24 protein-coding genes and 1 riboswitch are annotated in these 26,315 nt (G+C 37.6%); of the genes, 17 read left to right on the top strand and 7 right to left on the bottom strand.

The window, feature by feature from the left end; all coding sequences use genetic code 11:
- Nucleotides 1–18 precede the first annotated feature (18 nt).
- Entirely contained in the window at nt 19–399 is a 381-nt protein-coding gene (locus tag AC1RFD_RS16225) for a DUF423 domain-containing protein (RefSeq protein WP_103117406.1), read from the top strand.
- 163 nt (nt 400–562) lie between these two features.
- The gene (locus tag AC1RFD_RS16220; RefSeq protein WP_492475078.1) at nt 563–1,738 is read left to right on the top strand and encodes a M20 family metallopeptidase; all 1,176 of its coding nucleotides are present in this window, start codon (nt 563–565) and stop codon (nt 1,736–1,738) included.
- 82 nt (nt 1,739–1,820) lie between these two features.
- On the opposite strand, the gene gerQ is transcribed toward AC1RFD_RS16220, so the two are convergent.
- Entirely contained in the window at nt 1,821–2,156 is a 336-nt protein-coding gene (gene gerQ, locus AC1RFD_RS16215; RefSeq protein WP_004227629.1) for a spore coat protein GerQ, read from the bottom strand.
- A 22-nt stretch (nt 2,157–2,178) separates the two neighbouring features.
- Entirely contained in the window at nt 2,179–2,604 is a 426-nt protein-coding gene (locus AC1RFD_RS16210) for a cell wall hydrolase (RefSeq protein ID WP_004227631.1), read from the bottom strand.
- Between the two features lie 245 nt (nt 2,605–2,849).
- On the opposite strand from AC1RFD_RS16210, the gene AC1RFD_RS16205 reads away from it, so the two are divergent.
- Together AC1RFD_RS16205 and AC1RFD_RS16200 are read left to right on the top strand one after the other, a co-directional pair.
- A complete protein-coding gene (locus tag AC1RFD_RS16205) occupies nt 2,850–3,020 on the top strand; it encodes a hypothetical protein (protein ID WP_004227634.1) in 171 nt (56 codons plus the stop codon).
- 237 nt (nt 3,021–3,257) lie between these two features.
- Nucleotides 3,258–3,440, top strand: a complete 183-nt coding sequence (locus AC1RFD_RS16200) for a hypothetical protein (RefSeq protein ID WP_004227636.1) — start codon at nt 3,258–3,260, stop codon at nt 3,438–3,440.
- A 42-nt stretch (nt 3,441–3,482) separates the two neighbouring features.
- Here the strand turns inward: AC1RFD_RS16200 and hemQ are convergent, their stop codons facing one another.
- Nucleotides 3,483–4,232, bottom strand: a complete 750-nt coding sequence (gene hemQ, locus AC1RFD_RS16195) for a hydrogen peroxide-dependent heme synthase (RefSeq protein ID WP_492475077.1) — start codon at nt 4,230–4,232, stop codon at nt 3,483–3,485.
- Between the two features lie 156 nt (nt 4,233–4,388).
- Here hemQ and lipL point away from each other — a divergent pair, with 156 nt between their 5' ends.
- On the top strand, nt 4,389–5,222 hold the full coding sequence (lipL, locus tag AC1RFD_RS16190) for an octanoyl-[GcvH]:protein N-octanoyltransferase (RefSeq protein WP_492475076.1): 834 nt from the start codon (nt 4,389–4,391) through the stop codon (nt 5,220–5,222).
- A 36-nt stretch (nt 5,223–5,258) separates the two neighbouring features.
- Here the strand turns inward: lipL and AC1RFD_RS16185 are convergent, their stop codons facing one another.
- The gene (locus AC1RFD_RS16185) at nt 5,259–5,909 is read right to left on the bottom strand and encodes an RsfA family transcriptional regulator (protein ID WP_004227650.1); all 651 of its coding nucleotides are present in this window, start codon (nt 5,907–5,909) and stop codon (nt 5,259–5,261) included.
- A 235-nt stretch (nt 5,910–6,144) separates the two neighbouring features.
- Between AC1RFD_RS16185 and AC1RFD_RS16180 the strand changes: the two genes are divergently transcribed.
- The 3 genes from AC1RFD_RS16180 to AC1RFD_RS16170 all read left to right on the top strand — a co-directional run bounded on the left by AC1RFD_RS16180 (nt 6,145) and on the right by AC1RFD_RS16170 (nt 13,630).
- A complete protein-coding gene (locus tag AC1RFD_RS16180) occupies nt 6,145–6,369 on the top strand; it encodes a YuzB family protein (RefSeq protein ID WP_004227652.1) in 225 nt (74 codons plus the stop codon).
- Nucleotides 6,370–6,571: 202 nt separating this feature from the next.
- On the top strand, nt 6,572–7,879 hold the full coding sequence (locus AC1RFD_RS16175; protein WP_004227654.1) for an HD domain-containing protein: 1,308 nt from the start codon (nt 6,572–6,574) through the stop codon (nt 7,877–7,879).
- Between the two features lie 372 nt (nt 7,880–8,251).
- Entirely contained in the window at nt 8,252–13,630 is a 5,379-nt protein-coding gene (locus AC1RFD_RS16170; protein ID WP_492475075.1) for a collagen binding domain-containing protein, read from the top strand.
- Between the two features lie 55 nt (nt 13,631–13,685).
- Here AC1RFD_RS16170 and AC1RFD_RS16165 read toward each other — a convergent pair whose 3' ends face one another.
- Both AC1RFD_RS16165 and thmT read right to left on the bottom strand, forming a co-directional pair.
- The gene (locus tag AC1RFD_RS16165; protein ID WP_054548575.1) at nt 13,686–14,354 is read right to left on the bottom strand and encodes a class A sortase; all 669 of its coding nucleotides are present in this window, start codon (nt 14,352–14,354) and stop codon (nt 13,686–13,688) included.
- Between the two features lie 121 nt (nt 14,355–14,475).
- Nucleotides 14,476–14,661: a 2-hydroxymuconate tautomerase gene (gene thmT, locus AC1RFD_RS16160; protein WP_004231516.1), complete on the bottom strand. Its 186-nt coding sequence runs from the start codon at nt 14,659–14,661 to the stop codon at nt 14,476–14,478.
- Between the two features lie 166 nt (nt 14,662–14,827).
- Here thmT and AC1RFD_RS16155 point away from each other — a divergent pair, with 166 nt between their 5' ends.
- Nucleotides 14,828–15,346, top strand: coding sequence for a YwhD family protein (locus AC1RFD_RS16155; protein ID WP_004231517.1), 519 nt, complete (start codon nt 14,828–14,830; stop codon nt 15,344–15,346).
- A 354-nt stretch (nt 15,347–15,700) separates the two neighbouring features.
- Here AC1RFD_RS16155 and AC1RFD_RS16150 read toward each other — a convergent pair whose 3' ends face one another.
- Complete coding sequence (locus AC1RFD_RS16150; RefSeq protein WP_048393764.1) at nt 15,701–17,755, bottom strand: transglycosylase domain-containing protein; 2,055 nt, start codon at nt 17,753–17,755, stop codon at nt 15,701–15,703.
- A gap of 301 nt (nt 17,756–18,056) precedes the next feature.
- On the opposite strand from AC1RFD_RS16150, the gene speB reads away from it, so the two are divergent.
- From speB to AC1RFD_RS16110, 8 genes are all read left to right on the top strand, one after another.
- Nucleotides 18,057–18,929: an agmatinase gene (gene speB / locus AC1RFD_RS16145; protein WP_004231519.1), complete on the top strand. Its 873-nt coding sequence runs from the start codon at nt 18,057–18,059 to the stop codon at nt 18,927–18,929.
- A 164-nt stretch (nt 18,930–19,093) separates the two neighbouring features.
- Complete coding sequence (locus tag AC1RFD_RS16140; protein WP_115674197.1) at nt 19,094–19,369, top strand: hypothetical protein; 276 nt, start codon at nt 19,094–19,096, stop codon at nt 19,367–19,369.
- A 24-nt stretch (nt 19,370–19,393) separates the two neighbouring features.
- A complete protein-coding gene (gene yidC, locus AC1RFD_RS16135) occupies nt 19,394–20,026 on the top strand; it encodes a membrane protein insertase YidC (RefSeq protein ID WP_115674198.1) in 633 nt (210 codons plus the stop codon).
- 155 nt (nt 20,027–20,181) lie between these two features.
- Nucleotides 20,182–20,613, top strand: a complete 432-nt coding sequence (locus tag AC1RFD_RS16130) for a YwiB family protein (RefSeq protein ID WP_048393761.1) — start codon at nt 20,182–20,184, stop codon at nt 20,611–20,613.
- A complete protein-coding gene (gene argS, locus AC1RFD_RS16125) occupies nt 20,613–22,280 on the top strand; it encodes an arginine--tRNA ligase (RefSeq protein ID WP_492475074.1) in 1,668 nt (555 codons plus the stop codon). Before AC1RFD_RS16130 ends, argS begins: the two co-directional genes overlap by 1 nt.
- A 232-nt stretch (nt 22,281–22,512) precedes the next feature.
- Complete coding sequence (locus AC1RFD_RS16120; protein WP_066037054.1) at nt 22,513–22,902, top strand: MerR family transcriptional regulator; 390 nt, start codon at nt 22,513–22,515, stop codon at nt 22,900–22,902.
- Nucleotides 22,895–24,397 carry a class I adenylate-forming enzyme family protein gene (locus AC1RFD_RS16115; protein WP_115674199.1) on the top strand — a complete coding sequence of 501 codons (1,503 nt, stop codon included), beginning with the start codon at nt 22,895–22,897 and terminating at the stop codon, nt 24,395–24,397. Before AC1RFD_RS16120 ends, AC1RFD_RS16115 begins: the two co-directional genes overlap by 8 nt.
- A 1-nt stretch (nt 24,398) precedes the next feature.
- Nucleotides 24,399–26,066, top strand: a complete 1,668-nt coding sequence (locus AC1RFD_RS16110) for an acyl-CoA dehydrogenase family protein (protein WP_066036950.1) — start codon at nt 24,399–24,401, stop codon at nt 26,064–26,066.
- 57 nt (nt 26,067–26,123) lie between these two features.
- A riboswitch (cobalamin riboswitch) is annotated at nt 26,124–26,306 on the top strand.
- The last annotated feature ends 9 nt before the right edge of the window (nt 26,307–26,315 follow it).

Genomic DNA, 26,315 nt, shown 5'->3' with positions numbered 1-26,315 from the left:
AAAGGTAGGGTAACGAAAATGAAAAGATTTATCGTGACAGGTGCTCTTCATGGCCTATTAGCAGTAGCATTCGGTGCATTTGGTGCACATGCTTTAAAGGAAATTTTAGATGAATATAGTCAAGGTATTTGGGAAACGGCTGTTCAATATCAAATGTTTCACGCTACAGGATTACTAATCATTGGTCTGTTAATGAGCTCTAAACTATTAGGTGAAGTGAAACAATTAAATCTAGCAGGTATTTTCTTTAACCTTGGTATTGTTTTCTTTTCTGGGAGCTTATATGTTCTGGCGATAAGTGGTATTAAAGTATTAGGAGCTATTACACCGATTGGTGGCGTACTATTTTTAGCTGGATGGCTACTTATTATTTTAACTGCTCTCAAGCATGCTCGCTAATTTTAAGCTGACTCTCTTACATTATTTGTAGGGGGGTTTTTCTTTGTTATGAGTCATCTTTCAAAGATAGGGATTTAAATCCTATCCATTTTGTAAGAATTTATAGTACACTACTAATATTACTTGCAATATTTCGAAAATACCAAAAGTGAGGTTACGTAGTATGGAAAAACTATTTACATTACTGGATGCTAACTATAATGAGATGGTAGGGATTCGTCGCCATTTACATGAATACCCTGAATTATCCTTTGAAGAAGTCGAAACGCCATCCTATATAGCTACTTTTCATAGAGAATTGGGTCATGTGGTTCGGGAAGGAGTGGGAGGACGTGGTGTCGTAGCGATATTACGTGGCGGAAAGCCGGGCAAAACGGTGGCTTTACGAGCTGACTTCGATGCATTAGCGATTCAAGAAGAAAATGATGTACCTTACAAATCTAAAATAGCTGGAAAAATGCATGCATGTGGACATGATGGACATACAGCTACATTGCTTGGGCTAGCTAAGGCATTGAATGCGATGAGGGACCAAATTGAAGGCAATGTCGTATTTATTCATCAGCATGCAGAGGAAGTGGCTCCAGGTGGAGCTAAGCCGATGATTGAGGATGGTTGTTTAGAAGGTGTAGATGTTATTTTTGGTACACATTTATGGGCACCTACACCATTAGGAGAAATATTAGTGAAAGATGGAGCCATCATGGCTGCCGCGGATAAAATAGAAATAACGGTACAAGGAAAGGGTGGTCATGGCGCAGAGCCTCATCATTCTATTGATGCAGTTACCCTAGCCTCCCAATTTGTCGTTAATGCTCAACAGCTTGTTTCAAGACGAATTGACCCATTGAAATCAGCTGTTTTAACAATCGGTCATTTTGAGGCAATTAATCCGTTTAACGTTATAGCTGATCGGGTAGTTTTAGCGGGGACAATTCGTACATTTGAAGAAGAAGTACGCATACAAATGGAACAAGAGTTAGAAGCAGTATTAAATGCGACTTGTCTGGCATTTGGGGCAAGTTACGAATATCGTTACACAAGGGGTTATCCACCTGTTTATAACCATCAGAGAGAAACCGAGTTTTTGGCACAATTGGCGTCGACTGTACCAGGGGTAGATCAAGTAATAACATGTCCGCCATTTATGATTGGGGAAGATTTTGCGTATTATTTAGAAAAAGTACCAGGCACATTTTTCTTCACAGGAGCTAAAAAGCCAGAATGGGAAACGGCCTACCCGCATCATCATGCACGCTTTGATTTTGATGAACGTGCTATGCTAATTGCAGCAAAAACCTTAGGTAAAGCAACCTTAACGTATTTAAAAAAAAATTGAACATAGCGAATGATAAAAATCCGCATACGCCCATCGACTTTTGGTCAGTGAGTGTATTGCGGATTTTTACTTAGAGATAGAATTATGGATTTTGATTAAAGTAAGCCATTTCCTCATCATACTCAGCAAAATCGAAATAAATCATAGGGAAAAGAAAACGATGATTAGACTTAAGCTCACGAATAATGACATGATCTCGACCAGCTGCTTCTACCACACCACGAACAGTTTTTGTGTTTTTTCCCTGCTCTACTGCGTGCTCAAAAGAAAAATGGAAGGTAGCTGGTTTTCCACGGTTCAAACGTAAAATATTTTCTATATAGGACTCCTCACGGCCAGGTGGTCGTCCGCTCGGAAGTGTGACTGGAGGAGGAGTCATTTGTTGTTGCGTTGTTGGTGTCCAATAATAAGGCATCATCAATTATCAACCTACTTTCTTTTTAAATTTGAGGACAATCTTGTTCAGTTGGCGAGAAAAAACAATGGGATTTGAACCTGCCAGTATTCCATTGGCCATACCATTGTGCAGGACAATCACCTGCTGGCATGAAAAACCACAAAGAGCGGGTAGCTGGATGAAATCTTTCACCCTGAATCACCCTTTTAGCTAACCGGATATCTTGATCACGTGCTCTTTGATAAAAATAACCCTTTTGTGTTGCCTCAAAGCCTCCCGGACGCTGATAAACCATTTGTTCAATTGTTCGAATATCACCAAAATCTAAACAATCACCTCTTACACGATTAACGCCAACATTCCCAACCATCAGCATACCTAACTCTCCTTCGCCTTCTGCTTCGGCACGCATTAGTCTTGCAAGTAGGGCTGTCTGTGCATCATTCGTCTTAATAACAGCGATTTTCATACCTCCTCGCAGACAGTATATGCACGAAGGTATAGTAGTCATGTTCAATTTTGTTAAGAAAGACAATCACATATTAAAGTTACTATGCATATAGTAGTAATAACGACAAGTACGTAGAAAATACTTCAAATCCTGCAAGGCCCGATAGTTTTTATAGCAAAAAGGGTAAATAGAAAAAAATAGATTTAGGGGAACGTGAGATCAATGAATTGCATGTGTATCTAATACATGTGAGGTGATGGCTTATGGAAATTGGCGTTTGGTTTGGGATCTTATTAAGTGCAGTACTGGCTTTTCTATTAGGGGAGTTTTATGGACAGCCGCTCCACTGGTATCTCTTTATTGTTATTATAGTGATTGGTTTTTTTATTCAAACGGTTATCTTAATTTTAAAAGTAAAGAACGAGAGCTCTTAATGAGGTATTATAGAAGAAACGTGTTGAGGTTAAGAAAGTGTCATCGCTAAAAGATGGCACTTTTTTATATTGTGAGTAATAGTGTGGAAAGCAGAGCATCAGGAAAAATGCCTTTACAATGCTTGTTTTAGCTGATATCCAATAAGACATAATTATTCTTGCCTAGTAAGTATATTAAAAATATAGCGTGACATACTAAAATTGACTTTATTTTTGCTTTTATGAAGGAGCGTTTCCATGCGTATTTTTAGTATGTTTGTAGCAATCATCATCAGCGCTTTTCTGGCAGTTGGAATAGCAGAATATTATCATCAACCATATAATTGGTATTTAGTTTTTCTTATGATTCTAACTGGGATTTTTATTCATATTATTATTTTAATATTCGAATCCGAGAATGCAGAAGAAAACGAAATTTAAAAAAGCGAGTCCATATTGAGGACTCGCATTTTTAATTAGATATTAAACAGTTAAGAATTTAACCAATTTATCTTTATCAAGAAGGTTTCCGACGAAAAATTCCCCGAATTCGCCATAGCGTGCGGACACTTCGTCAAAGCGCATTTCATATACTAATTTTTTGAATTGCAGTACGTCATCAGCAAATAAAGTTACGCCCCATTCGTGATCATCGAAGCCTACAGAGCCAGTGATAATTTGTTTTACTTTACCAGCATAGCCGCGACCAATCATTCCATGTGAACGCATTAATGATTTACGCTCATCCATTGATAGCATGTACCAATTGTCGTTCCCTTGACGGCGTTTATCCATTGGATAGAAGCATACATATTTAGCCCGTGGAAGTTCAGGATACAGACGCGCACGTACATGTGGATTTTGGTAAGGATCTTCATTTGATTCGCCAGCTAAATAGTTTGAAAGCTCTACCACAGATACATAAGAATATGTAGGAATTGTAAAATCTGCAATAGCTAATTTATTGAATTCTGCTTCTAGCTCTTGTAACTCATCCATTGTTTCACGCAATGTCATAATCATAAAGTCTGCTTTTTGACCAACGATTGCATAAAAAGCATGAGCACCTGTTTTAGCTACGTCTGCTTCGTTCAGTTTTTCTAAATAAGCAATAAACTCCTTTACTGCTGCTTGACGTTCCTCAGCAGATACAAGTTTCCAAGATGCCCAATCAATTGAGCGGAAATCATGTAAAGCGTACCAACCATCTAACGTAATTGCTGCTTCATTCATTATTGAAAACACTCCTTTATAAGTGAATACCATTCAAAAATTAGTTTATCATAGTTTGTACAAAAACCCTAAGTTCATGATAGTAATTCACGAATTTGACACCATCTAAAGATAATGTATTCTAAAGAGAAGAGATGTAATAAGAGGAGTTCCAAAATGAAACATATTTTACAACAGCCAATTTGGCGTTATTATGATCAATCCATTAGTGCGAAGCAAAGATCACCGCTTGAATCTTTTGCGACGGACGATACATTGTGCCAATTAGTCGGCCAATTGATGTCTCCTCCAACAATTCGTACATGGGTTCATGAGGCATCTGTTGTGCTAGGTATTCAAGACCATCGTTTACCTTATGTTCAGCAAGGTATGGAATTACTAGAATCTAGAGGCTATCATCCTATTGTTCGTAATTCTGGTGGACTAGCGGTTGTGCTAGATGAAGGGATTCTTAATATTTCCATTGTATTGTCTGAACAAAAAGAGTCGCTCAGTATAAACGATGGCTATGATGTAATGGTAGACCTTGTGAAGGGATTGTTCTCAGAAGTAGCTGAAAAAATTGAGGCTTATGAAATAGTGGGCTCTTATTGCCCAGGTTCTTATGATTTAAGTATTGATGGGAAAAAATTTGCTGGTATTTCACAAAGACGCTTACGTCAAGGGGTGGCAGTGCAAATTTATTTATGTATTGAGGGGAGTGGCTCACAGCGCGCGGCACTTATCCGTGACTTTTATGAAGAGAGCTTGCAACAAGAGGAAACAAAATTCCCATACCCTCAAATCGTACCAGAAGTCATGGCTTCGCTATCGGAGCTTGTGGACCCCCATTTAACAGTAGAAGCGGTTGTTATTCGTCTTCAGCAACTACTTAATCAGTGGGCCGAGGAAGTACGTCCACAGTCCTTTTACGACGAAGAATTAACGTTGTATGGTTTTTATTTACAGCGCGTTTTTGAGCGCAACACCAAAATGCTTGAACGTAAGTAAGCTGGTTGATTATATGAAACAGAAAAAGCGATGCGGCTAATTTAGCGCATCGCCATTTTCTGGTTGATAAATAGAACTGCTAGTTACAAGATTTCCGTTCTTCTCCATTTTAAAAACAGGTGCAATTCGCTCTTCCTCTTCATCAAGCGTAACAAGACGTCTAGCACGATTCATAATTTGAACAAATTGCTCGTAATCTTTGCGAATCGCTCGATTTTCCTCTTCTAGTTTTGTAATGGTTTTCTCTAGTTTTTTATTTTTCTCAGATGTTACATGTACAAGTTGTCGCCATTTTGAAGATTCATTTCCTACTTCACCAGAATGCTGTAAACGTAGTAAATAAGCTATGACAATATCAAGAGAAAGGGCAGATAGTGGAATTGATTTTCCTTCTGCAGCACTATTATTTACGGTAAACATACTAGAAGCACGGCGTCTTGCTGGCGCTCCCAACACTCGCATTCTCTCTTTTCTTTCCTTTTTAGCTTCTGCTAATTGTTCCTCGTATTCTTTACGAACAACGGCATTCCAACGAAAACCACAGGCCGCCGCAGTACGATTTAATGCATCGCCTGCTTCCTCAAAGGCATTAAGCTGTGTGCTTCCTTCTGTTACATGACGGATTACAGCCTCTGCTAGTAATTCATCGTTTTCTTTTAACCAAGCATCTTGTCTTACTTTACTCATATTAAAATCCTCCCACCTTTATCTGGAACTTGTTATTTAAGACTAGCATGACCAATCTTTTAACCTTTTATTCATCTATGTAGAAGGAATTATGCTTGAATAGAAGGGGAAAAGTACGATACAATACCCGATGTAGGTTTGCGCACATGCTGCATACTTAAATATGTGAAAGTCATGTGTGCAATAGAGCGAGATTATGTTTGAAAAATACTATATAGAAAGGGTTGTTGACAAAATGGCAAACGAATTTAAAGTTTGCGATGAATGTCAGGCCGTTAACTTAAAAACGTTAATTCCAAAATTAAAGGAAATCGATCCTGATGCAACCATCGAAATTGGCTGTCATTCTTACTGTGGTCCAGGACGCAAAAAGACATTTACCTTTGTAAATAGCCGACCTGTTGCTGCATTAACAGAAGATGAACTAATGGAAAAGGTTTTAGCAAAATTAAAAAAGTAAAACTAAAAGCTATCTCTACTTGGGGGATAGTTTTTGTTTTGCTTTTTTTATATGTTGAGAAATTAGACCAATATAAATATAAAAATAATGATAAAGGTAATCGAAATAGGTTGTTAATATCTATAGAAAAATGGCAATAAGTATGCTAGTCCTAGATTTATCGCATATAATAGAACTATAACAAAATGGGGGTGCTATCCAAATGACATATGCAAACGCTAAATTAGAAGAAGAAAAGGTATTTAAAGATCCAGTACACCGTTATGTACATGTTCGAGATCAAGTGATATGGGATTTAGTGGGTACAAGAGAATTTCAGCGTTTACGTAGAATTCGTCAACTAGGTACCACATTTTTAGTATTTCATGGAGCAGAACATAGTCGCTTTAGTCATTCTCTGGGGGTTTACGAAATTGTACGTCGCATAGTAGATGATATCTTTGTAGGGCGTCCAGATTGGGATGAAAGTGAAAGATTATTAGTGTTATGTGCAGCCCTTTTACATGATTTAGGTCATGGCCCATTTTCCCATGCCTTTGAAAATGTATTTGAGCTTGATCATGAATATTTTACAAGGCAAATTTTGTTGGGAGATACGGAAGTAAATGCGATCTTAAAAAAAGTGGCAGCTGATTTTCCTGAAAAGGTATCCCAAGTAATTGAAAAGACATATCCAAATAAGCAAGTAATTAGTTTAATTTCGAGCCAAATTGATGCAGATCGTATGGATTACTTACAACGTGATGCTTATTTTACAGGTGTAAGCTACGGTCATTTTGATATGGAACGGATTTTAAGAGTAATGCGTCCAAGAAAAAACCAAGTAGTAATCAAAGCAACAGGCATGCATGCGGTGGAAGACTATATAATGAGTCGCTATCAAATGTACTTACAAATTTATTTCCATCCTGTTTCACGAAGTGCAGAGGTAATTTTAAATAATATATTAAAAAGAGTAAAACAATTAAGCTTAGCGGGCTATACATTTAAGCATGAGCCTACTCATTTCCTAGCATTTTTCCGAAATGTTATTACATTAGAGGATTATCTTGCGTTAGACGAGAGTATACTTTTTACATATTTTCAGTTATGGATGCAAGAGGAGGATGCCATTCTAAGTGATTTAAGCCGCCGCTTTGTGAATCGTAAGCTATTTCAATACATTGATTTAGACCCTGGAGTAGAGCTCAATAAATATCAAAAACTCCAAGAGCTTTTCAAAAAGGCAGGATTAGACCCCGATTATTATCTTGTACATGATACAACAGCAGATCTGCCATATGATTTTTACAGACCAGGAGAGGAAGAAGTGCGTGTACCAATTTTTTTAGAAATGAAAAATGGTGAGCTACGGGAGCTTTCACGTGAATCCATTATTGTGGATGCTATCTCAGGGCGTATGAAACGAGATCATAAAATCTATTTCCCATTAGATTTCTTAGAGGACGATTCAACAAACTCAACTGTAAAAAAACAAATATTAATGTTATTAAGGAAAGACAATAAATAAATATAAATTTTAAAAATAATAAAGCAGTAAACACGTTCCAATGGGATGTTGTTTACTGCTTTATTATTTTTAGATAATTGTTTAGAAACTGTTAAGTTGAATTAGATATAATTAATCAATAATTTTGAAATGGAGGTGGTGCGAATTGATTGTTGTGATACAAAAGTGCCGTGAAGATATGTGGAAACATATTTGAGTGATTCTAATGACCTATATTAAGATAATGGTTGAGTTTTATTTGAGATGTTTCCATAAAAATTAAAGGAAAGAGAGAGTGACCTATTGTTTGTTCATTCCTTTCCTAAAACTGAAAGGATCAATCTTTGTAGCAAACAGTATCAGGTATCTCTCTAACTAAAAAAGGAGAGAAACATGAAAAAATTAAACATAGCGATTATTATATTGCTACTTGTATTTCAAACAGTACTTTCACCAATTTCAGTGTTTGCCGACGAGAGTCAACCACCTGTGACTCCTTCAAATGAGTCTAGCCAAGACGTTGAAACTAATTTAGGAGACGAGGGTGAGCTCCCAGTAACACCACCAGCTATATCTGAAGAAGATGCAGGAACTAGTTTTGGAGGTGAACCATCAGTAACATCACCAGCTACTCCTGAAGAAGAAACTGGAAATGATAATGGTGATGGTGGAGAAGATACAGGTATCTCAATTGGTGATAAAGATAATGGAATGGTTCCAGAGAACCAAACTAAACCATTAATAGAGCCATTAGAGGCATCTGCATTGCCTCCTACAGATTTAACTAGCTCAGTAAAATTAGATGTTTTTGAATTGAAAATTAATGGTACTGATGTAGTACCACCAGCTTTTACAACAGAGTTAGCACAAAATCAACAAGCAAATGGGAAATTTATTTTCAAGGTTGATTTGCCAAGTGATGTGAAGGCTGGAGATTTTTTCACCTACTCATTGCCAGCCTCATTAATAGATTTTAATAGTGCATTTAATGGACAAAAACCTGCAACCCCTATTTCACCTGCATTTGATTGGCATACTAGTGGAAGTCAGGTAACAGTCACAATAACTGAAGATCCATCTGCTGATATTGCAGGCTCTAATAATGTTGGATTTGAAATGAACTTTACTTCTGGTTTTAATCTGCTTAGCAATAATGTAGAACAGGACTTAGAAATACCTTTAGCAGGTGGTGGAACAGATGTTGTTAAACTGACATTTCTTCCATCTACTAGCAATGAAAAAATGGTAACCAAAAAATCTGGAGAAGTAACCGTTATAAACGGTGAACGTATGATTGATTGGGAAGTATGGGTTAATAAAGCAGGTAAAAATTTAACTAATGCAACAATTATGGATACACCGGGTCCAGGTCATATACTCGTGCCAAATTCTGTTACAGTCGAGACATATGAAGTGGGATTAAATGGTGTAGCAGCAACAGCTACAGGAACACAATTAAACCAAAATTTCGAGGATATTGTACTAGATGGTAGAAATGCATATAAAATTAAATATCAAACGAAAGTGAATTTACCAATTGCTCAGCAAGAGGGAACAAAAGAATTTTCGAATTCAATTAAATTAACTGATCCTACCTATGAAGATTCAGATACTAAAAAAGCATCAACTACGTATGGCAAGGCATTAGAAAAAAGTTTAGATGGCACAAAAACAAGCAATAACTATATATCTTCATGGGAAGTTCGTTACAACTATAATCAAGCAGCGATTGACCAAGCAGATGCTTGGATAGAAGATACGCTACCAACAGGTCATGTCATTGATACAAATACGATTAAAGTATATGCAATGACAGTGAATGATACAGGTACGGCTACTGGAGCAGGCACAGAAATTGATGCGACAGAATATCAAGTAAATCCTATTATAAATAATGGGCGTACAGATGGCTTTAAACTAGAATTTAACAATTCTATTACAAAAGCATATCGCATCACATATGATGCAAAATTGCCAACTGATTTCTATAGTAATAATAAAACAATGATGACAAACTCGGTCATTAGCGGTTCTGGAGCACAAGCAAAAACCGCTACACATACCTTGACAGAAGGAATCTTAACAAAATCCCGTACAGTAGATACAAATAAAAAAGAAATCACATGGACAATTACTGTAAAGGCAGATAATAATACTGCTGATGGAAAAGATATTACTGGTTTAACAATTGCCGATACATTTACAGAGGGATCTCACAATGCACAGCATACACTAGTGGACGCAAATAATGACAGTGTAATAAATGACTCTGATATTACTGTATCGAATATGACAGGGCAAACTATTTCTATTGATGCCAATGGCTTTACATTAACTGGTGGTACAGTGGCTAAGGGACAAACAGCGACAATCACTTATAAAACGGCCTATGAAATTTTGCCAGATGGTTCTGTTCATGAGCAAGGCTATGGCAATAAAGCAATTGCTAGTTGGACAACAGATAAACTGTATAGTGTTGAGAAATTAGCTCACTACAAACCTGAATCAAACTCAGTTAACAACGGCCGGAAACAAGGTAAGTATGACTATGTTGATCAAGTGTTTAACTGGGATATTAAAGTCAATATTAATAAGCAAAACATTAACAATGCAGTGCTTCAAGATATAATTGGTGAAGGGCATGTAATTGTACCAGGTACATTTAAGGTAAAAGAATTTACATTGAATACTACAGATAATGATGAAAATGGTACTGAAGGAGCAGATTTACCAGATAGCTTATATTCTTTAGATATTCCGTCTGATAATAAAAGCTTTACACTTACTTTAGCTAATAATTTAGGGGTTGCGAATAACAAAGTATATATTGTTAAATACCAAACTAAGGACTCTGACAATATCATTGGTATTGAGTCTAGTAACAAAGCAGACAAGAACAAATTATATACAAACACGGCAACCTTTACGACAAATGTGGGTGGAAGTCCTAAAGTTTACAATCTACCTGCAACACCTGTTCCTGTAAACTATGCGAATAAATTAATTGAAAAAGGTAATCCAAGTTTTAACAGCAATCAGACTACAACAGCTCCTGGTAGTAACTCTACTACTGAGCGTTTAACGTGGATGCTAAATGTCAATCGTTCATTATCTACATTAGGCGAAGTCAAAGTTGAGGATGTACCATCAGGGAATCAAATGCTGTTAAAAGAGACAATTCAAGTAAGAAAAAATGCTGTGAATAAGGATACAGGCATCTCTTCTGGTGGAAGTTGGTCAACACCTGCTTCTTTAGGATTTACTGTTACATTTACAGCAAGTGGCGGATTTGAAATTGACTTTGGAGTATTAAATAAAGAAAGCTATCAAATTCAATATCAAACTCTTGTACTTGGTAAAAAAGATGACGCTTTTAGCAATGACGCAAAAATAAATTTTGGTTTTGCAACTGCTGACAACCAAGAGCAAGAAGCGAAATACAGTGGTAGCTTTAGCTTTAGTGCATCAGATGCAGACTTCTCGTTAACAAAAGGAAATTTGAAATTTAATAAGGTAGGCTTAAACACTTTGACGGGTGTTAAAAAACCATTATCAGATATAGAATTTGAATTAGTTAAAATGGTTAAGGGATCACCTTATGTTGTAGCAACAGCGATTTCAGATCAAGATGGTAATGTAGTATTTGAAAATGTTAACTATGCAAACTATATTCTTAAAGAAAAAGAAGCAAAATTAGGCTATGATCTTATGTCAGACTTTCCAATTAAATTAAATGAAGATACTGACACTGCATTGGCTAAAAATGCTACTAAAGTTATTGAATTAGTAAATAATGAGCAATTTGATGCTACAAATGCCTGTCCAGCATTCACATTAACAGTGAAAGATATTGATGGTAATGCTATTGCTAATAAAAATATTAAATTAATTGATAGCAACGGCAATGCAAAATACACGGGCACAACAAATGCTGCGGGGCAAGTATCAGATATTAAGCGACCTGGTACAGGTGGTAAAGAAGTCCAAGCAGGCGTGTATACATTAGTGGACGAAAATGACATTCCTTTAGGTACTGTTACCGTTAAATATGGTACTGGAGAATGTCAAGATACAGTCCAACCTACAAATTCATGTCCTAACTTTAAAATTACTGTAAAAAATGAGAATGGAAATCCACGTCCAAATGTATCAGTTACACTTAAAGATCTAAGTAATACTGTTATAGCTACTGGCACAACAAATAGTGATGGTCAATTCATCATTGATAAAACAACTCCAGCAGGAAAATATAAGCTATATGAGGGTACCCAGTATTTAGGTGAAGTAAATGTTACGTATCACAATGATAATTGCCAAAGTGAAGTACAGTTAGCACCAAAATGTGAAACGTTTGAATTAACTGTCTATGATGTTGATGGTAATTTAGTTGCAGATGGTACTTCAGTAACGGTTAAAAATAAAGATACAGGTAACATTATAGCTACAAAAACTACAAAAGACGGTGTAATTGAATTAAGTGATTTAGAGCCAGGTGTTTACACAGTTGTAGTTGATGGAGAAGAAATTGATGAGTTTGAAAGCAATATCGATTGTAAAGCGAGCGTTCAACCAACACCAAAATGTGAAAACTTCACAGTAATAATCAAAGATAATACTGGCATCATCAAGCCAGGTAACGATGTCATTATTAAAGATAAATCTGGAAAAGTAATCTCAACAAATAAGGATAAAGATGGAAATTTAACATTTGTATCTAAAACAACTCCTGCGGGTAAATATGATGTATATGATAAAAATATTTACTTAGGTGAGATAGAAGTTTCTTATGCGAGTGTTCCTTGTGAAATTACATTATCAATTGCACCAGTTTGTCCAGCCTTTACATTGACAATTAACAATATGTTTGGTCAACCACGTGTAGGCGTAAAAGTAACAATAACAGGTGAAGATGGTATACAGGTTGAAGATAATGGTTCAACAGAGTTTATAACAGATAGTAAGGGTCAAATTACGATCAATAATTCAATTATTAAGCCAGGTAAGTATATTGTAAGGGAGAATGGTAAGACAATTATTGGTACAGTTATCGTGGGTAATACATGCGAGGCTAAAATTCAGCCAAGTCTACCAGTAACACCTCCTACAACTAATCCAGGAAATCCAGATCCAGACCCAGAAAAACCAGTGGATCCGAACAAACCGAATCCCGATCCAGAGAAACCAGTGGATCCGAACAAACCGAATCCAGATCCAGAGAAACCAGTGGATCCCAACAAACCAAATCCAGATCCAGAGAAACCAGTGGATCCGAACAAACCAAATCCAGATCCAGAAAAACCGGTGGATCCGAACAAACCAAATCCAGATCCAGAAAAACCGGTGGATCCGAATAAACCAAATCCAGATCCAGAGAATCCTGTAGAACCAAACAAACCAAATACAGATTCAAATAATTCGGCCAATCCTGGAAAAACTGAGGGATCTAAACCTTCTGTTCAAGGTGTCATTGATCAAGGGAAAAACTTACCGCCTTATAATCCAACTAAAGCTACAAAAGATACATTAGATGCTTATAAGGATTTCTTGAATAAATATAGTCAATTAACTAAAGAGGAACAGGAAGCTGTTGCAGAATCACTTGATATTAACAAAATTAAATCGGATGCAAAACGATTAGAAGCTCAATTAAAAGCACAAGGTAAATTACCTCAGACAGATGGTGCCGATCAAACAGCACTAATGCTGATTGGAGTAGCACTTATTCTTGGTGCATTATACTTCTTACGTCGCCGCAACGCTGAAGTTAAATAATTACTTAAAAGAAGAAGCCCCTAAGACTCTTAAATCTTAGGGGCTTCACCTATTTCTAAAATGCTTCTGATAGCTTTTCAGGTGCTTTATCAAATGGATATTGTTGAACAAAATCAGCTTGTATGGCAAGACGCTTTGATCCATTATCAGCACATGTAATGAGTGTTAAAACAGTTTTATTTGGAATATCATCGATTACATAAATATCTGTTGCCGCAATGACTTTCTTAGAAGCTAAATGATATTCATAAATATTGGTTAAATCCGTTACATAGACTGTATCTCCTATACTTGCTTTATATAGAGGACTAAATAAGATATCCTTTTCTTCAAAATAATGTCCTGCTAAGGCGTAATTTCCCTGCCCGAGGCTTTGATTTGGCTTCATGGTACCTGCCCCTACGGCAAGTGCAGCATTTCCAACACCTTTGACAATCGGAAGTTGCATGTCAACACTTGGTATGGCGATACTACCAATTATGGGCATTTTATTGGCCTTTGTTTGAGCCTTTAATACCTCCGCTATGGACAGCGATTGTACATCCTCAAATACATAATCTGCATTAACCTGATTATTCTTTTCAATCTCTTCTACACTGATTTCAGTAGTATTTAATTGATGGCTTAAATGGGCAATGATCGCATTTTGAATGGGGCTGATAAATACAAGTATTAGGCCAAGGACGAGCATAGTGATGAGCAATATTATCTTCAGTTTATTCATGTCGTAGATCACATCCTTGTTTTTGAAATAGAAGGTTTTATTCCAGCAAAAGATGGTTAACTTATGACCATTTCAAAAAAATGGATAGAGCGTTAAGATGCTTGCTCTATCCAACTTACTATTATTTGTCGCTAAAACGAACGCCTGCAACGCCGTAATGGTTTTTAGACATTTCTTCAATAAAAACTGTTACATTTTCTGCAGGTGCATTAACTGTGCGAGATACTGCTTCTGTTACTTCTTTTACAAGAGCACGTTTTTGTTCCTCTGTACGACCTTCAAGCATTTTCACTGTTACGTATGGCATAATATTGCCTCCTTTATAGAATAATGTTGTATAGTTAGTTTATAAGAAAGTATAAACTTCTTACTTGCGTTGAGGCATATACGCAATGGCGAAAATAGTGATTGTTTCGATAAAATATGCGTTGATATGCTTTCCTTTATAATAGCAGAATGGAGGATATTTAAGTATGACAAATGAAGAAAAACCAAAACAAAAAATGGGTTTTACCATTATAAAAAACGATCCAACAGATGGACATAAAGGGTTTGGTATCGGTTCACTTTCATTAGAGAATGTATCGCCTGTAATAGTGGACGTAGAAGAGGGGACGGCTTCTGTTGAAATTGGTGCCATGCATGCAAGAAGTGACGTAGAGCGTGGTATTAAATTTACAATGGACCGTGCTGATTCAGAGGGCGGGAAACCGTATTGGCTCGTGTGGGTGACGATAGACCATAAAGAAAATGGGCCATATTATGCAGGGGTTACAGCCTGTGAGATGGTTGTAAATCGTGAAAAACGACGTGGCTATAAAATTCTAGCTGATCATGTAAATAAAATGGATAAATCCATGAAACGTCATATTATTGTAGAGCATATGGATGCACCGTCTAAAAAAGTGTTAGCTTCTTTCCTTAAGCAACTTAATCCAGAATTGTGGGAACGTAGTGAGGAGCAATTGCGTCAAGACTTATTTGTCGAATAGACTCGTAATGATTGAACAATCTGTGACATTTTGCAATCGCTTTCGATATTAGGTTGAAAGTGTGTTTGAAACAAAGTACACTTGATGCAGAGCTTACATTTTAGTAAGCTAGGACACTTGGTATCGCGAATGTGATGAGCGCTATGCGGCATTTGAACAACCCAAACCCAAGCCAAATGCCCCATGATGCTCATACTTCGCGGACCATAAAAAAGAAAAGCTTTCTGTTCCCACGGACACGTCTCCGGGGAAGAGAAAGCTTTTCTTATTTTTAGTATATCAGTTACTTTGTCGAGAGCCTTCATAGCTAAAAACGTATTAGGATTAAAAAGGTTTCCGAAATTATTTTGTTTTTTAGTCCTTAAATATAGAGAATGGTAGCATATTCCAAAATTCTCCCCATGTATTACTGTCGAGAATATCGAAGTTTGTACATTTTTCAGTAGGTACATCCTTTGACTCTACATAGACTAGACGTTGTTTAGGACAAGCGTCAGTCGCTAATTTACCTGTTTCAATATCAATGACAACGCCCTCTACACCTTTAGGTTTTTTGAAATCCTCATTTTTTGTACCTTTGTTGACAGTTTCCATAAAGTCAATCCAGATTTGCTTTGTTGCAGCAGTATCTTCCTTCGTGGTAAGGTTTTTACCCTGATCATAGCCATTCCATACACCAGCAGTTAGTTTTGGAGTAAAACCAATTAACCATTGATCACTATTCGTAGAACCTGATTTAGCAGCATATGTGTGTGTCATACGTGAACGAATACTGATTCCTGTAGCGGGTGAATAGTCACTGAAAACAGGATCAAAAATACCTGTCATCATTTCTGTTAAGATGTATGCATTTTCTTTAGAAATGGCTGTTTCAGCTTTGCTTGCTACATCTTTGTTTTCATAAATAACATCTCCATGTGCATTTTTAATGGATACAATGGTTGTTGGTGTTGTTTGCTGTCCTTGCGACGCCAAAATATTATATGCATTTGTCATTTCGTATAATGTCGTTTCAATCGTTCCTAGTGCAATGGATAAATTATCCTTCGCACCAATTCCTACATTAAAACGGTTTGCCATATCATGAAACTCTTTGAAGCCAATGTCCTCTAAGGTTTTTACTGCGTAAATATTATCTGAGATAGCAATAGCTTGTGCCATTGTCATATCATGATCTGCAAATTGACCGTTGACGTTTTTAGGTGCATAAGTGCCACGCCCATTATCATACGTAAAAGTTGTTTCACCAACATCTAAAAAAGTTAGTGGCGTGTAACCATTTTCTAGCGCCGCTGCATATAAGATCGGCTTAATAGTAGAGCCTGGTTGACGTTTGGCTTGTGTAACTCGGTTAAATGAGCTTACTGAATAATCACGACCACCGACTAGTGCAGTGACAGCTCCTGTTTTAGATTCCATACTTACAAAAGCAGATTGCAGATCATTGGCAGGCATATTTTTGGCTACTGCTTCTTCAGCTGCTTTTTGATGCTCCAGATTAAGCGTTGTTTGAATCGTCCAGCCACCTTCACTAATATCAAGGTTTTTTGATTTTAAGATTTCACTGGCTTCTTGCCAAGCCACATCCAAGAAATAAGGGGCAACAGATTTGGTTGCAACCCAGCTATCATTTTTTAAGACGAGCTGTTCATTTTCAGCACGCGTTTTTTCTTCTTGTGTAATGGCACCTTGGTCTGCCATAAGTTTTAAAATAACGTGTTGACGATTGGTAGCCTTATCTAAATTGGCAATTGGTGAGTAAATACTTGGTCCTTTTGGTACGCCTGTTAGCATTGCTGCTTCAGCAAGCGTTAAATCACTGGCAGATTTTCCAAAATAAAAACGACTTGCAGCTTCTACTCCATACATGCCATGACCGTAATATACCGTATTCAAATAGCCCTCTAGTATTTCGTCCTTGTCATAAAAAACTTCTAATCTATAAGCATACAGGGCTTCGTTTAATTTACGTGTCCAAGACTTTTCATGGGATAGATAAAGGTTACGAGCATATTGTTGCGTAATGGTACTAGCTCCTTGAACCTTACCACCAGCCTTAATGTCCACTAAAATGGCACCAGCAATACGTGAATAGTCGAAACCGCCATGTTGATAGAAATCTTTATCTTCAACAGCAACAACTGCTTCCTTTAAATAAGGTGACATCTCATCGAGGCCGACCCAATATCGTCGTTGATTTGTAAAGTGATCCCCAATTTGGTTCTCATTTTCATCTAAGAAAATAGAAGCCTTTGGTACGGTTAAAGGCGGTGCACCAGCCACTTGAACATAGATGCGGAGTGCGACAAACGCTACGACAATTGCAGATGTAAAGGCCACGAATAACGTAAGGCTTTTGCGTGTGCGCTTTACACGTTGTTGCTTTCGATGATAGCTTTTTCGTTTCATCCGACTTCACCTCGTTTTCTCACAACTTCGAACTTAGCTTTAGTATGTGTTCGAACATTCATCTTTAATCGAAATTCTAACTAAAAACTATTGCACTTTATTCAAAAACATCTATACTTTTTTTGTACTACTTGAAATGCTGGCATTCGACAAAAAAATCGCACCTTGTAGATTTTAATCGAAATTTGCTAGACGTTCCAATAATGTATACGAGGATAAAAGGATACAGGTTTCATTACAATCCTGTAAGCCATAATAGAAGAAGACAAAAAATGATGATTAATTATATGGAGGGCTAGCAATGAGATTTGATGAAGCTTATTCAGGAAATGTTTTTATAAAAAGTCATCCTACATATGACGACGCACAGGCAGTAATTTATGGTATGCCAATGGATTGGACAGTAAGTTACCGTCCAGGATCACGTTTCGGTCCACAGCGTATCCGTGAGGTATCCATTGGTCTTGAAGAGTACAGTCCATATCTAGATCGTGAGCTTGAGGAAGTAAAGTACTTTGATGCAGGGGATATTCCACTACCATTCGGTAATGCACAGCGTTCTTTAGATGAAATTGAGAAATTTATAGAGAAATTATTAGCAGATGGCAAGATTCCTGTCGGCATGGGTGGCGAGCATCTAGTGTCTTGGCCAGTAATGAAGGCTGTATCAGCTAAATATGATGATCTTGCTATTATTCACTTTGATGCACATACGGATTTACGTGTGGAATATGAGGGAGAGCCACTTTCGCACTCCACACCAATCCGTAAAATTGCGGAACATATAGGACCAAAAAATGTCTATTCATTTGGTATCCGTTCAGGTATGAAAGAGGAATTTGAATGGGCAAAGGAAAACGGCATGCATATTTCAAAATTTGAAGTACTTGAACCGTTAAAAGAGGTCCTACCAACACTAGCTGGACGCAATGTGTATGTAACAATTGATATCGATGTTTTAGATCCAGCACACGCACCAGGCACTGGTACAGTAGACTGTGGTGGTATTACTTCGAAAGAATTACTCGCTTCCATCCATGCTATTGCAGCAAGTGGTGTAAATGTAGTAGGTTTCGACCTAGTTGAAGTAGCACCGATCTACGATTCTTCAGAAATGACAGCAAACACAGCTTCAAAATTATTACGGGAAATGATTTTAGGCTGGGTAAAATAAATAAGATTGGTTGAATGGGGTTTAGCTATGAGCTAGCCCCATTTTATATTTTTGAAATGAAGAATGAGCCTTAGCATAAAATTGAAACTTATTTTACTTTGTAGCGTAGATAAGTTAGGTAAAATGTATGTTTCTTCAATTTTAATAAAGGGAGGAGGAGTATTATGATTTGGTCACTTCTCATGAATGATTTATTCATTTTTGTCAGTACAATGGAATACTTTTGGCTATTAGCATCTTTGGTTTTAACTGTATTAAGTGTTCATTTGCATCTGTATCTCGTCAATAAAATAACCGTTCAAGATGTGAAAGACGAGGAGTTTGAAGTTGACTATACTATCACGAATACTTGGACTCCACCTATGCTAACGTGGTTTGTTCTATGTATTAGAATATCCGAAGACAATGAGGAAGAAAGTGTATCTCCTAGTTTGATTTAAACTTTAAAACTAGGAGGACAACCATTGTTAACATTTTTAGCACAACCTATTATTACCCTCATTCATTTCATCCATTCTTTTACAGGTAGCTACGCACTTAGTGTCATTGGTATTACGATTGCAGTCAGATTAATTCTTATGCCGTTATTTATTCGATCGGCAAAACACCAAAAGCACTCAAAAGAATTAATGACTACCATTAAGCCTGAATTAGATGCGCTTACAGATAAATATAAGAATAGTCAAAGCGAATCTGAAAAAAGAATGGTACAGCAACAAATCCAAGAGCTAACTTCAGATTCATTGAAAAGCTCTTTACTAGGTTGTTTACCAATCATTATTCAATTACCGATATTATTTTCACTGTACTACGCGATTAAGCTAGATTCAGTGATTGCCAGTGAAAATTTCCTTTGGATGAATTTAGGGACGATTGATATTGGGGTTTCGATGATTGCTTGTTTGATTTATTTCATTCAAAGTTGTATAGCCCTAGAGAAAAGTCAACCATTAAATATGAAGATAATGGTATTTATTAATCCTCTCATGATCCTCATTTTTAGTCTGTTCAATCCAGCGATTATCCCGATCTATTGGACTGTTAGTGCTTTATTGTTAATAGTTCAACAATTGATTATAAGAAAATGGTATAGATAAAATGAAATCCTCTCTTTCCGTTATGGAAGGAGAGGGTTTTTATTTTCTCGAATAAACTTGTTGAGGAGCTTTACATCACTTCTATCTTGAAAAACCATAAGTATTCATCCTATAATAAAAAGGTTATAGTAAAAGACTAAAAAGGGGCATCCGTTATGGCGAACGAAGTAAGATCGCATGTGAACATAAAGCTCATTTCTACCATTCGTCCAAGTGATGGGGAGTCCGAAAGTTATGAAATGTGGCTCAAAGGGCAGCTACTTGAAAAGGCAGGAAGCTTGTATTTGAAATATGATGAGGTGCAGGAGGATAAAATCGTCCGCACAACGATGAAGTTAGGTCATGAGAAGGCACTAATTATGCGTGCTGGAGCGGTTAATATGCGATTACCGCTGAACATAATCGAACAACAAAAAGGGCATTATGAAAGTGAGTTCGGTTCTATGCCCCTCGTGATTGATACGAAAAATATGACGTTTACAAAACTGGCAACAAGCGGAGATTTCCATGTACAGTACGATTTACTAATGGGTGGGCAATCCGTTGGCAACTATACATTAGATATTACATTTACGGAGGTACAATGATGAACGCAGTAGAACAAGTACAACAGGCTATTAAAGCAGCGATCGTGCAGGCTGTTGAAAAAGCTGGTCTAGTTGAGGCTGGCACAGAATTATCGATTCACCTAGAAACACCAAAGGATAAAGCAAATGGTGACTATGCAACAAACATTGCGATGCAATTAACGAAGTTAGCTAAAAAGCCACCACGTGCTATCGCCGAAGCTATTTTAGAAAATCTTGATCCATCAGGCACTGATATTGAAAAGATTGATATTGCTGGCCCAGGCTTCATGAATATCACAGTGCGTAAAGATTTCCTAACAGAGGTAGTGACACAGGTGCTTGAGCAAGGTACGGACTATGGCCGCTCAAATGCAGGTGCTGGGGAAAAGATTCAAGTGGAGTTCGTTTCAGCAAATCCTACTGGAGATCTTCACCTAGGTCATGCTCGTGGCGCTTCTGTTGGTGATTCCTTATGTAATGTGTTGGATATGGCTGGTTACAGTGTCTCTCGTGAATATTATATTAATGATGCAGGTAATCAAATTAATAACTTAGCTTATTCATTAGAAGCTCGTTATAAACAAGCATTAGGAATGGAAGCTGAAATGCCAGAAGACGGCTATCATGGGCAAGATATTATTGATATTGCGGGTAAATTAGCAAAAGAGCATGGGGATGCAATTTTAGCAAAATCAGATGATGAGCGTTTTGCCTTCTTCCGTCAGCACGGTTTAGCTTTAGAATTAGATAAATTAAAAACAGACCTAGCAAACTTCCGTGTAAATTTTGATGTCTGGTATTCTGAAACGTCTCTATATGAAAACGGGAAAATCGAAGTAGCTTTAGATAAATTAAAAGCTAATGGACATGTGTTTGAAGAGGATGGTGCTACTTGGTTCCGCTCTACAACATTTGGTGATGATAAAGATCGTGTGCTAATTAAAAATGATGGGTCATTCACGTATTTAACACCAGATATTGCTTATCACGAAGACAAAATTGTCCGTGGCTTCGATAAATTAATCAATATTTGGGGAGCTGATCATCACGGATATATTCCACGTATGAAAGCAGCGATTCAAGCACTTGGTTATGATCGAGATACGTTAGAAGTGGAAGTTATTCAAATGGTTCAGCTTTATAAAAACGGTGAAAAATTCAAGATGTCTAAGCGTACAGGGAATGCAGTAACTATGCGTGAGCTTGTAGAAGAGGTTGGTCTTGACGCAGTTCGTTACTTCTTTGTAAAAACAGCTGGCGATTCTCATATGGACTTTGATCTTGACCTTGCAGTATCACAATCTAATGAAAACCCTGTGTACTATGCACAATATGCGCATGCACGTATTTCATCTATTTTACGTTCAGCAAATGAACAAGGCTTTGCTACTACAACAGAACATCTCAATTTATTAACAGCAGAAAAGGAAATTGATTTACTGAAAAAGATTGGTGATTTCCCGAAAGTGGTAGCGGAAGCAGCGAAACACCGCACACCGCACCGTATCGCAAACTATATTCAAGAAACAGCAGCTGCATTCCACAGCTTCTATAATGCAGAAAAAGTATTAGATGCTTCAAATAAAGAGTTAACAGAGGCTCGTTTAGCATTAATTACGGCTGTCCGCACAACAATTGCGAACGCATTACGTTTAATCGGCGTATCTGCACCTGAAAAAATGTAATTAAACTTTAGGCTCCTAACATGAAAAGTGTTAGGGGCTTTTTTTAATGGATAGAAGGCTGAATATGAGAGATAAAGTTCCGAATGTGTTGGATAGAAAGACAAAAGAAACGGATAAACCGTGGGAAATTAGCTGTCCCAAACTTTATTTTTCTGTTAATTCCGAAAATTTTGTTGAAGTTTACGTTAACGTCAATGGTATACTGTTGCCAATTAGGAAAGGGGAGATGGTTTTGAAGACGATTCAGGAGGTAGCAAAGGAGTTTAATGTGTCTACGCGGACAATACGTTATTATGAGGAACTTGGGCTTCTTTGCCCCCATCGTTCATCTACCAACCAACGAACCTTTTCCAAAAAAGAATTGGCGAAACTCAAGCTTATTTTCAGAGGCAAGCGGTACGGATTTTCTTTAGAGGAAATCAAAGAGATGGTTTTACTATTTGATTTTGATCGCTCAGGAATTCAGCAATTAGAGCGAACGGTTGAATACGGGGAACAAAAAATTCAAGAGATTGACAGTAAAATAGCTGAGCTGACGCAGATGAAGCATGAGTTACAACAAATGCATGGCATGTTTAGCGAAAAATTAGCGACTTTAAAGGGAGAGATGCAAGATGAATAGTTCCAATTTATTAGCACGTAATGCCCGTAAGTATCCGAAAAATGAAGCCGTTATTTGTCATGGCAGAAGAGTAACCTACCAAGATTTAGATAAGCAGGTGACATGTTTTAGTAATGCTTTACTAGAGCAGGGAGTAAAGCAGGGGGATAAGGTTTTAATTTTTATGCCAAACGTTTTAGAGTTTGTTGTCAGTTACTTTGCTATTCAGCGTATTGGAGCGATCGTTGTGCCAGTCAATGCGAAGTTTACATTGCAAGAAGTAGAGTACGTGGCGCAGCATGCCGAGGCGAAGGCAATTGTCGTACATGAGGCTATTTTTGCAGCAGTTGAACAGCTAGCCGGTATTCCGTTAAAAATTAAAACAGGTCAAGAAAAAGTGGGATGGCATCAGTATGAATCAATGCTTCAAAATGCTAGTACACAAACAATTGATTGTCAGTTACAAGAGGATGACCCTTCCACGATTTTATATACATCTGGCACGACAGGAAAACCAAAGGGTGTGTTATTTAGCTACCGTAATATTTTAACAGTGGCGCAAATGATAGCTGTTGAAATGGAGGTAAAGCCTGAGAGCCGTATTTTGCTTATGATGCCATTAACACACTCTGCACCATTACATTTATTTTTAATGGCGGGTGTATTGGTAGGCTCAACAAATGTATTAACACCAACTTTTACACCCGATTTATTCATTGATTCCATTGAAAAGGAGAAAACAACACATTTCTTTGGTGCACCTGTTGCTTATTTATTAACGGCACAACTGCCAAGGCTACATTCGGCAGATTTGTCTTCTATGAAATGGTGGGTCTATGGTGGGGCACCGTTATCTCAAAGTGAGGTTCGGTTCATTCAGCAGGCATTCCGCACAAATAATTTGACTTGTGTATATGGATTAACAGAGGCAGGTCCAAGTGGCTCATTATTATTTGGCAAGGAGCATGAAGCAAAGGCAGGAAGTATTGGTCAGCGGGCGCCACTTGGTACAGAGTTGCGTATTGTGAATGACAGTGGAGAAGATGTAAATGTAGGCGAAGTGGGGGAAATTGTCTTGTTGGGTGAGGGCAACATGCTTGGCTACTATAAGGATGAAGTAGCTACTAATGAAGCCTTTATTGATGGTTGGTTAAAAACCGGAGATCTAGCTCGCAAGGATGAAGATGGTTTTATTTGGATCGTAGATCGTAAAAAGGATGTCATTATTTCGGGAGGTGTCAACATTTATCCGAAAGAAATTGAAGATTGTTTATTGAGCTTTGAAGGTATATTCGAGGTTGCGGTAATTGGTGTACCACATCCGCAATGGGGGGAAACTGTAAAGGCGGTGTATTCTGCTAAACAAGACATCCATGAGGAAGCTTTGAAAGCTTATTTAGAGGAGCATCTTGCAAAGTTTAAAATACCACGTATTTTTGAAAAAGTAGAAGCGCTACCACGCAATGCATCAGGCAAAATATTAAAACAAAATTTAAAGGGGCAAGAGGTGAGATAGCATGAAAGTATTACAACAAGAAGCAATGCGTACTACGAACTTTTTTACTGAAGATGACACGCTTCAAAAAATAGTGGAAATGATGTTAGATAAAGAGTTTTTATCCTATGCCCAACGAGAGTTAACAGATTTTGGTGAGCTATGTGCAGGTGATATTGATGCGAGGGCAAAGCATACAGATCGACAGGGTGAGCCTCGCCTTCAAAGATATGATGCCTATGGTGAAGAGATATCAGAGGTTTGGGTTAATGATGGCTATAAAAAAACGATTGAAGAGACATATAATACTGGGATTGTAGGTTATGTACACAAGCATATTCCGCAGCTAGGACACAAGGGGAATTATGTTTATAGCTTTGCACAAGGTTATTTGCTATCACATGCAGAGCCCGGTTTTTATTGTCCAGTAACATTGACAATGGCAACTGCCTATCTATTAGATCATTATGCAGATGAAGAGGTAAAGCAGCGTTTTTTACCACATGTGTGTGCAACAGGTGACACAGATTTATATGAAGGTGCGACCTTTTTAACAGAACGTCAAGGGGGCTCTGACGTAGGTGCAAATGTGGTGGAGGCGAGAAAGGATGGCACTGCTTATCGTCTATATGGTGAAAAATATTTTGCATCCAATGCGGGCATGTGTGGTGTAGCGATGGTATTAGCACGACTAGAAGGTGCGCCAGCAGGTTCCAAAGGCTTAACATTGTTTGCAGTTCCTTGGCGCAAAGAAGATGGAACAACAAATCATTTACGTATTCGCCGACTGAAAGATAAGCTAGGCGTTCGGGCAGTTCCCTCTGGTGAGGTAGAATTTGATGGTGCACTTGCCTATGTTGTAGGGGAGCAAAATAAAGGGATTTATTATATGCTAGAAGCACTAAATCTCTCTAGAATTTGTAATGCAGTCGCTTCAATTGGTATTATGCGTCGCGGCTTCTTAGAGGCAAAACATTATGTAAGCAATCGACATGCATTTGGCAAGCCCTTAACACAGTACCCTATGATTCAGGATACTTTAGGGAAATTTGCAGCTAAGTTGCACGTGGAAGTAGCGACAGTTTTTGATCTTATCCAATTATACGATAAAGTGACAAGTGGACAGGGAACTCAGCAAGATCTTATTATGAATCGTTTATATATTGCCATTATGAAAAAGGAAACAGCAGAGCAAGCTGTTCATTATGCTAGTGAGGCAATTGAATTACACGGAGGTAATGGCTATATAGAAGACTTTGTAACGCCCCGCTTATTAAGAGACGCCCAAGTGTTAACGGTGTGGGAGGGTACGGCTAATATTTTGGCCTTAGAACTCATTCGTTTAGTAGATAAGTTTCATGCTCATGAACTGTTTGTACAGGAGATGGAGGAACGATTAGACAAATTAGCTGACAGCTCACTAGTACAAATCGTTAAAGAACAATTGGCGAATATGTCTGTGAAACTGCAAATTTTTAGCGCTTTAGACGAGGCAACGAAAACTTTTGAATCTAAGGGTATGGCGGAAAAAATGGCTCACCTTTATGAAAGTGTCATAGCGGTTGAGTGGGCACATAAATTTGGTGGGAAATATGAAAAACTAGCGGACGTTTATTTAGAACAGACATGGTCATTAAGAGAAATGGGTGCTCAAATGAAAACAGTCCAATACTTTTCTGAAATTGTATAATGGCCGGGGAGTCGTCTTGAATGGAGGCGACTTTTTTCATTTTCATGTATAATGAAATCAACTGAATATTATAAAGGTTCTTTACTTAAGTAAAGTGAAAAGGGAAATCGGTGTAATTCCGATGCGGTCCCGCCACTGTAAGTGTGAGTTTTTTCAAATGATGCCACTGAAGATTTCGGGAAGGCTTGAAAAATCGCAAGTAGCACTAGCCAGGAGACCTGCCTTTATAACGACATGACAACCTACGAG

The sequence above is a fragment of the Lysinibacillus sp. GW823-FHT02G10 genome, from assembly GCF_058797135.1.
The sequence above is the reverse complement of the archived record's forward strand: the minus strand, read 5'-3'. Positions and strand labels throughout refer to the sequence as shown.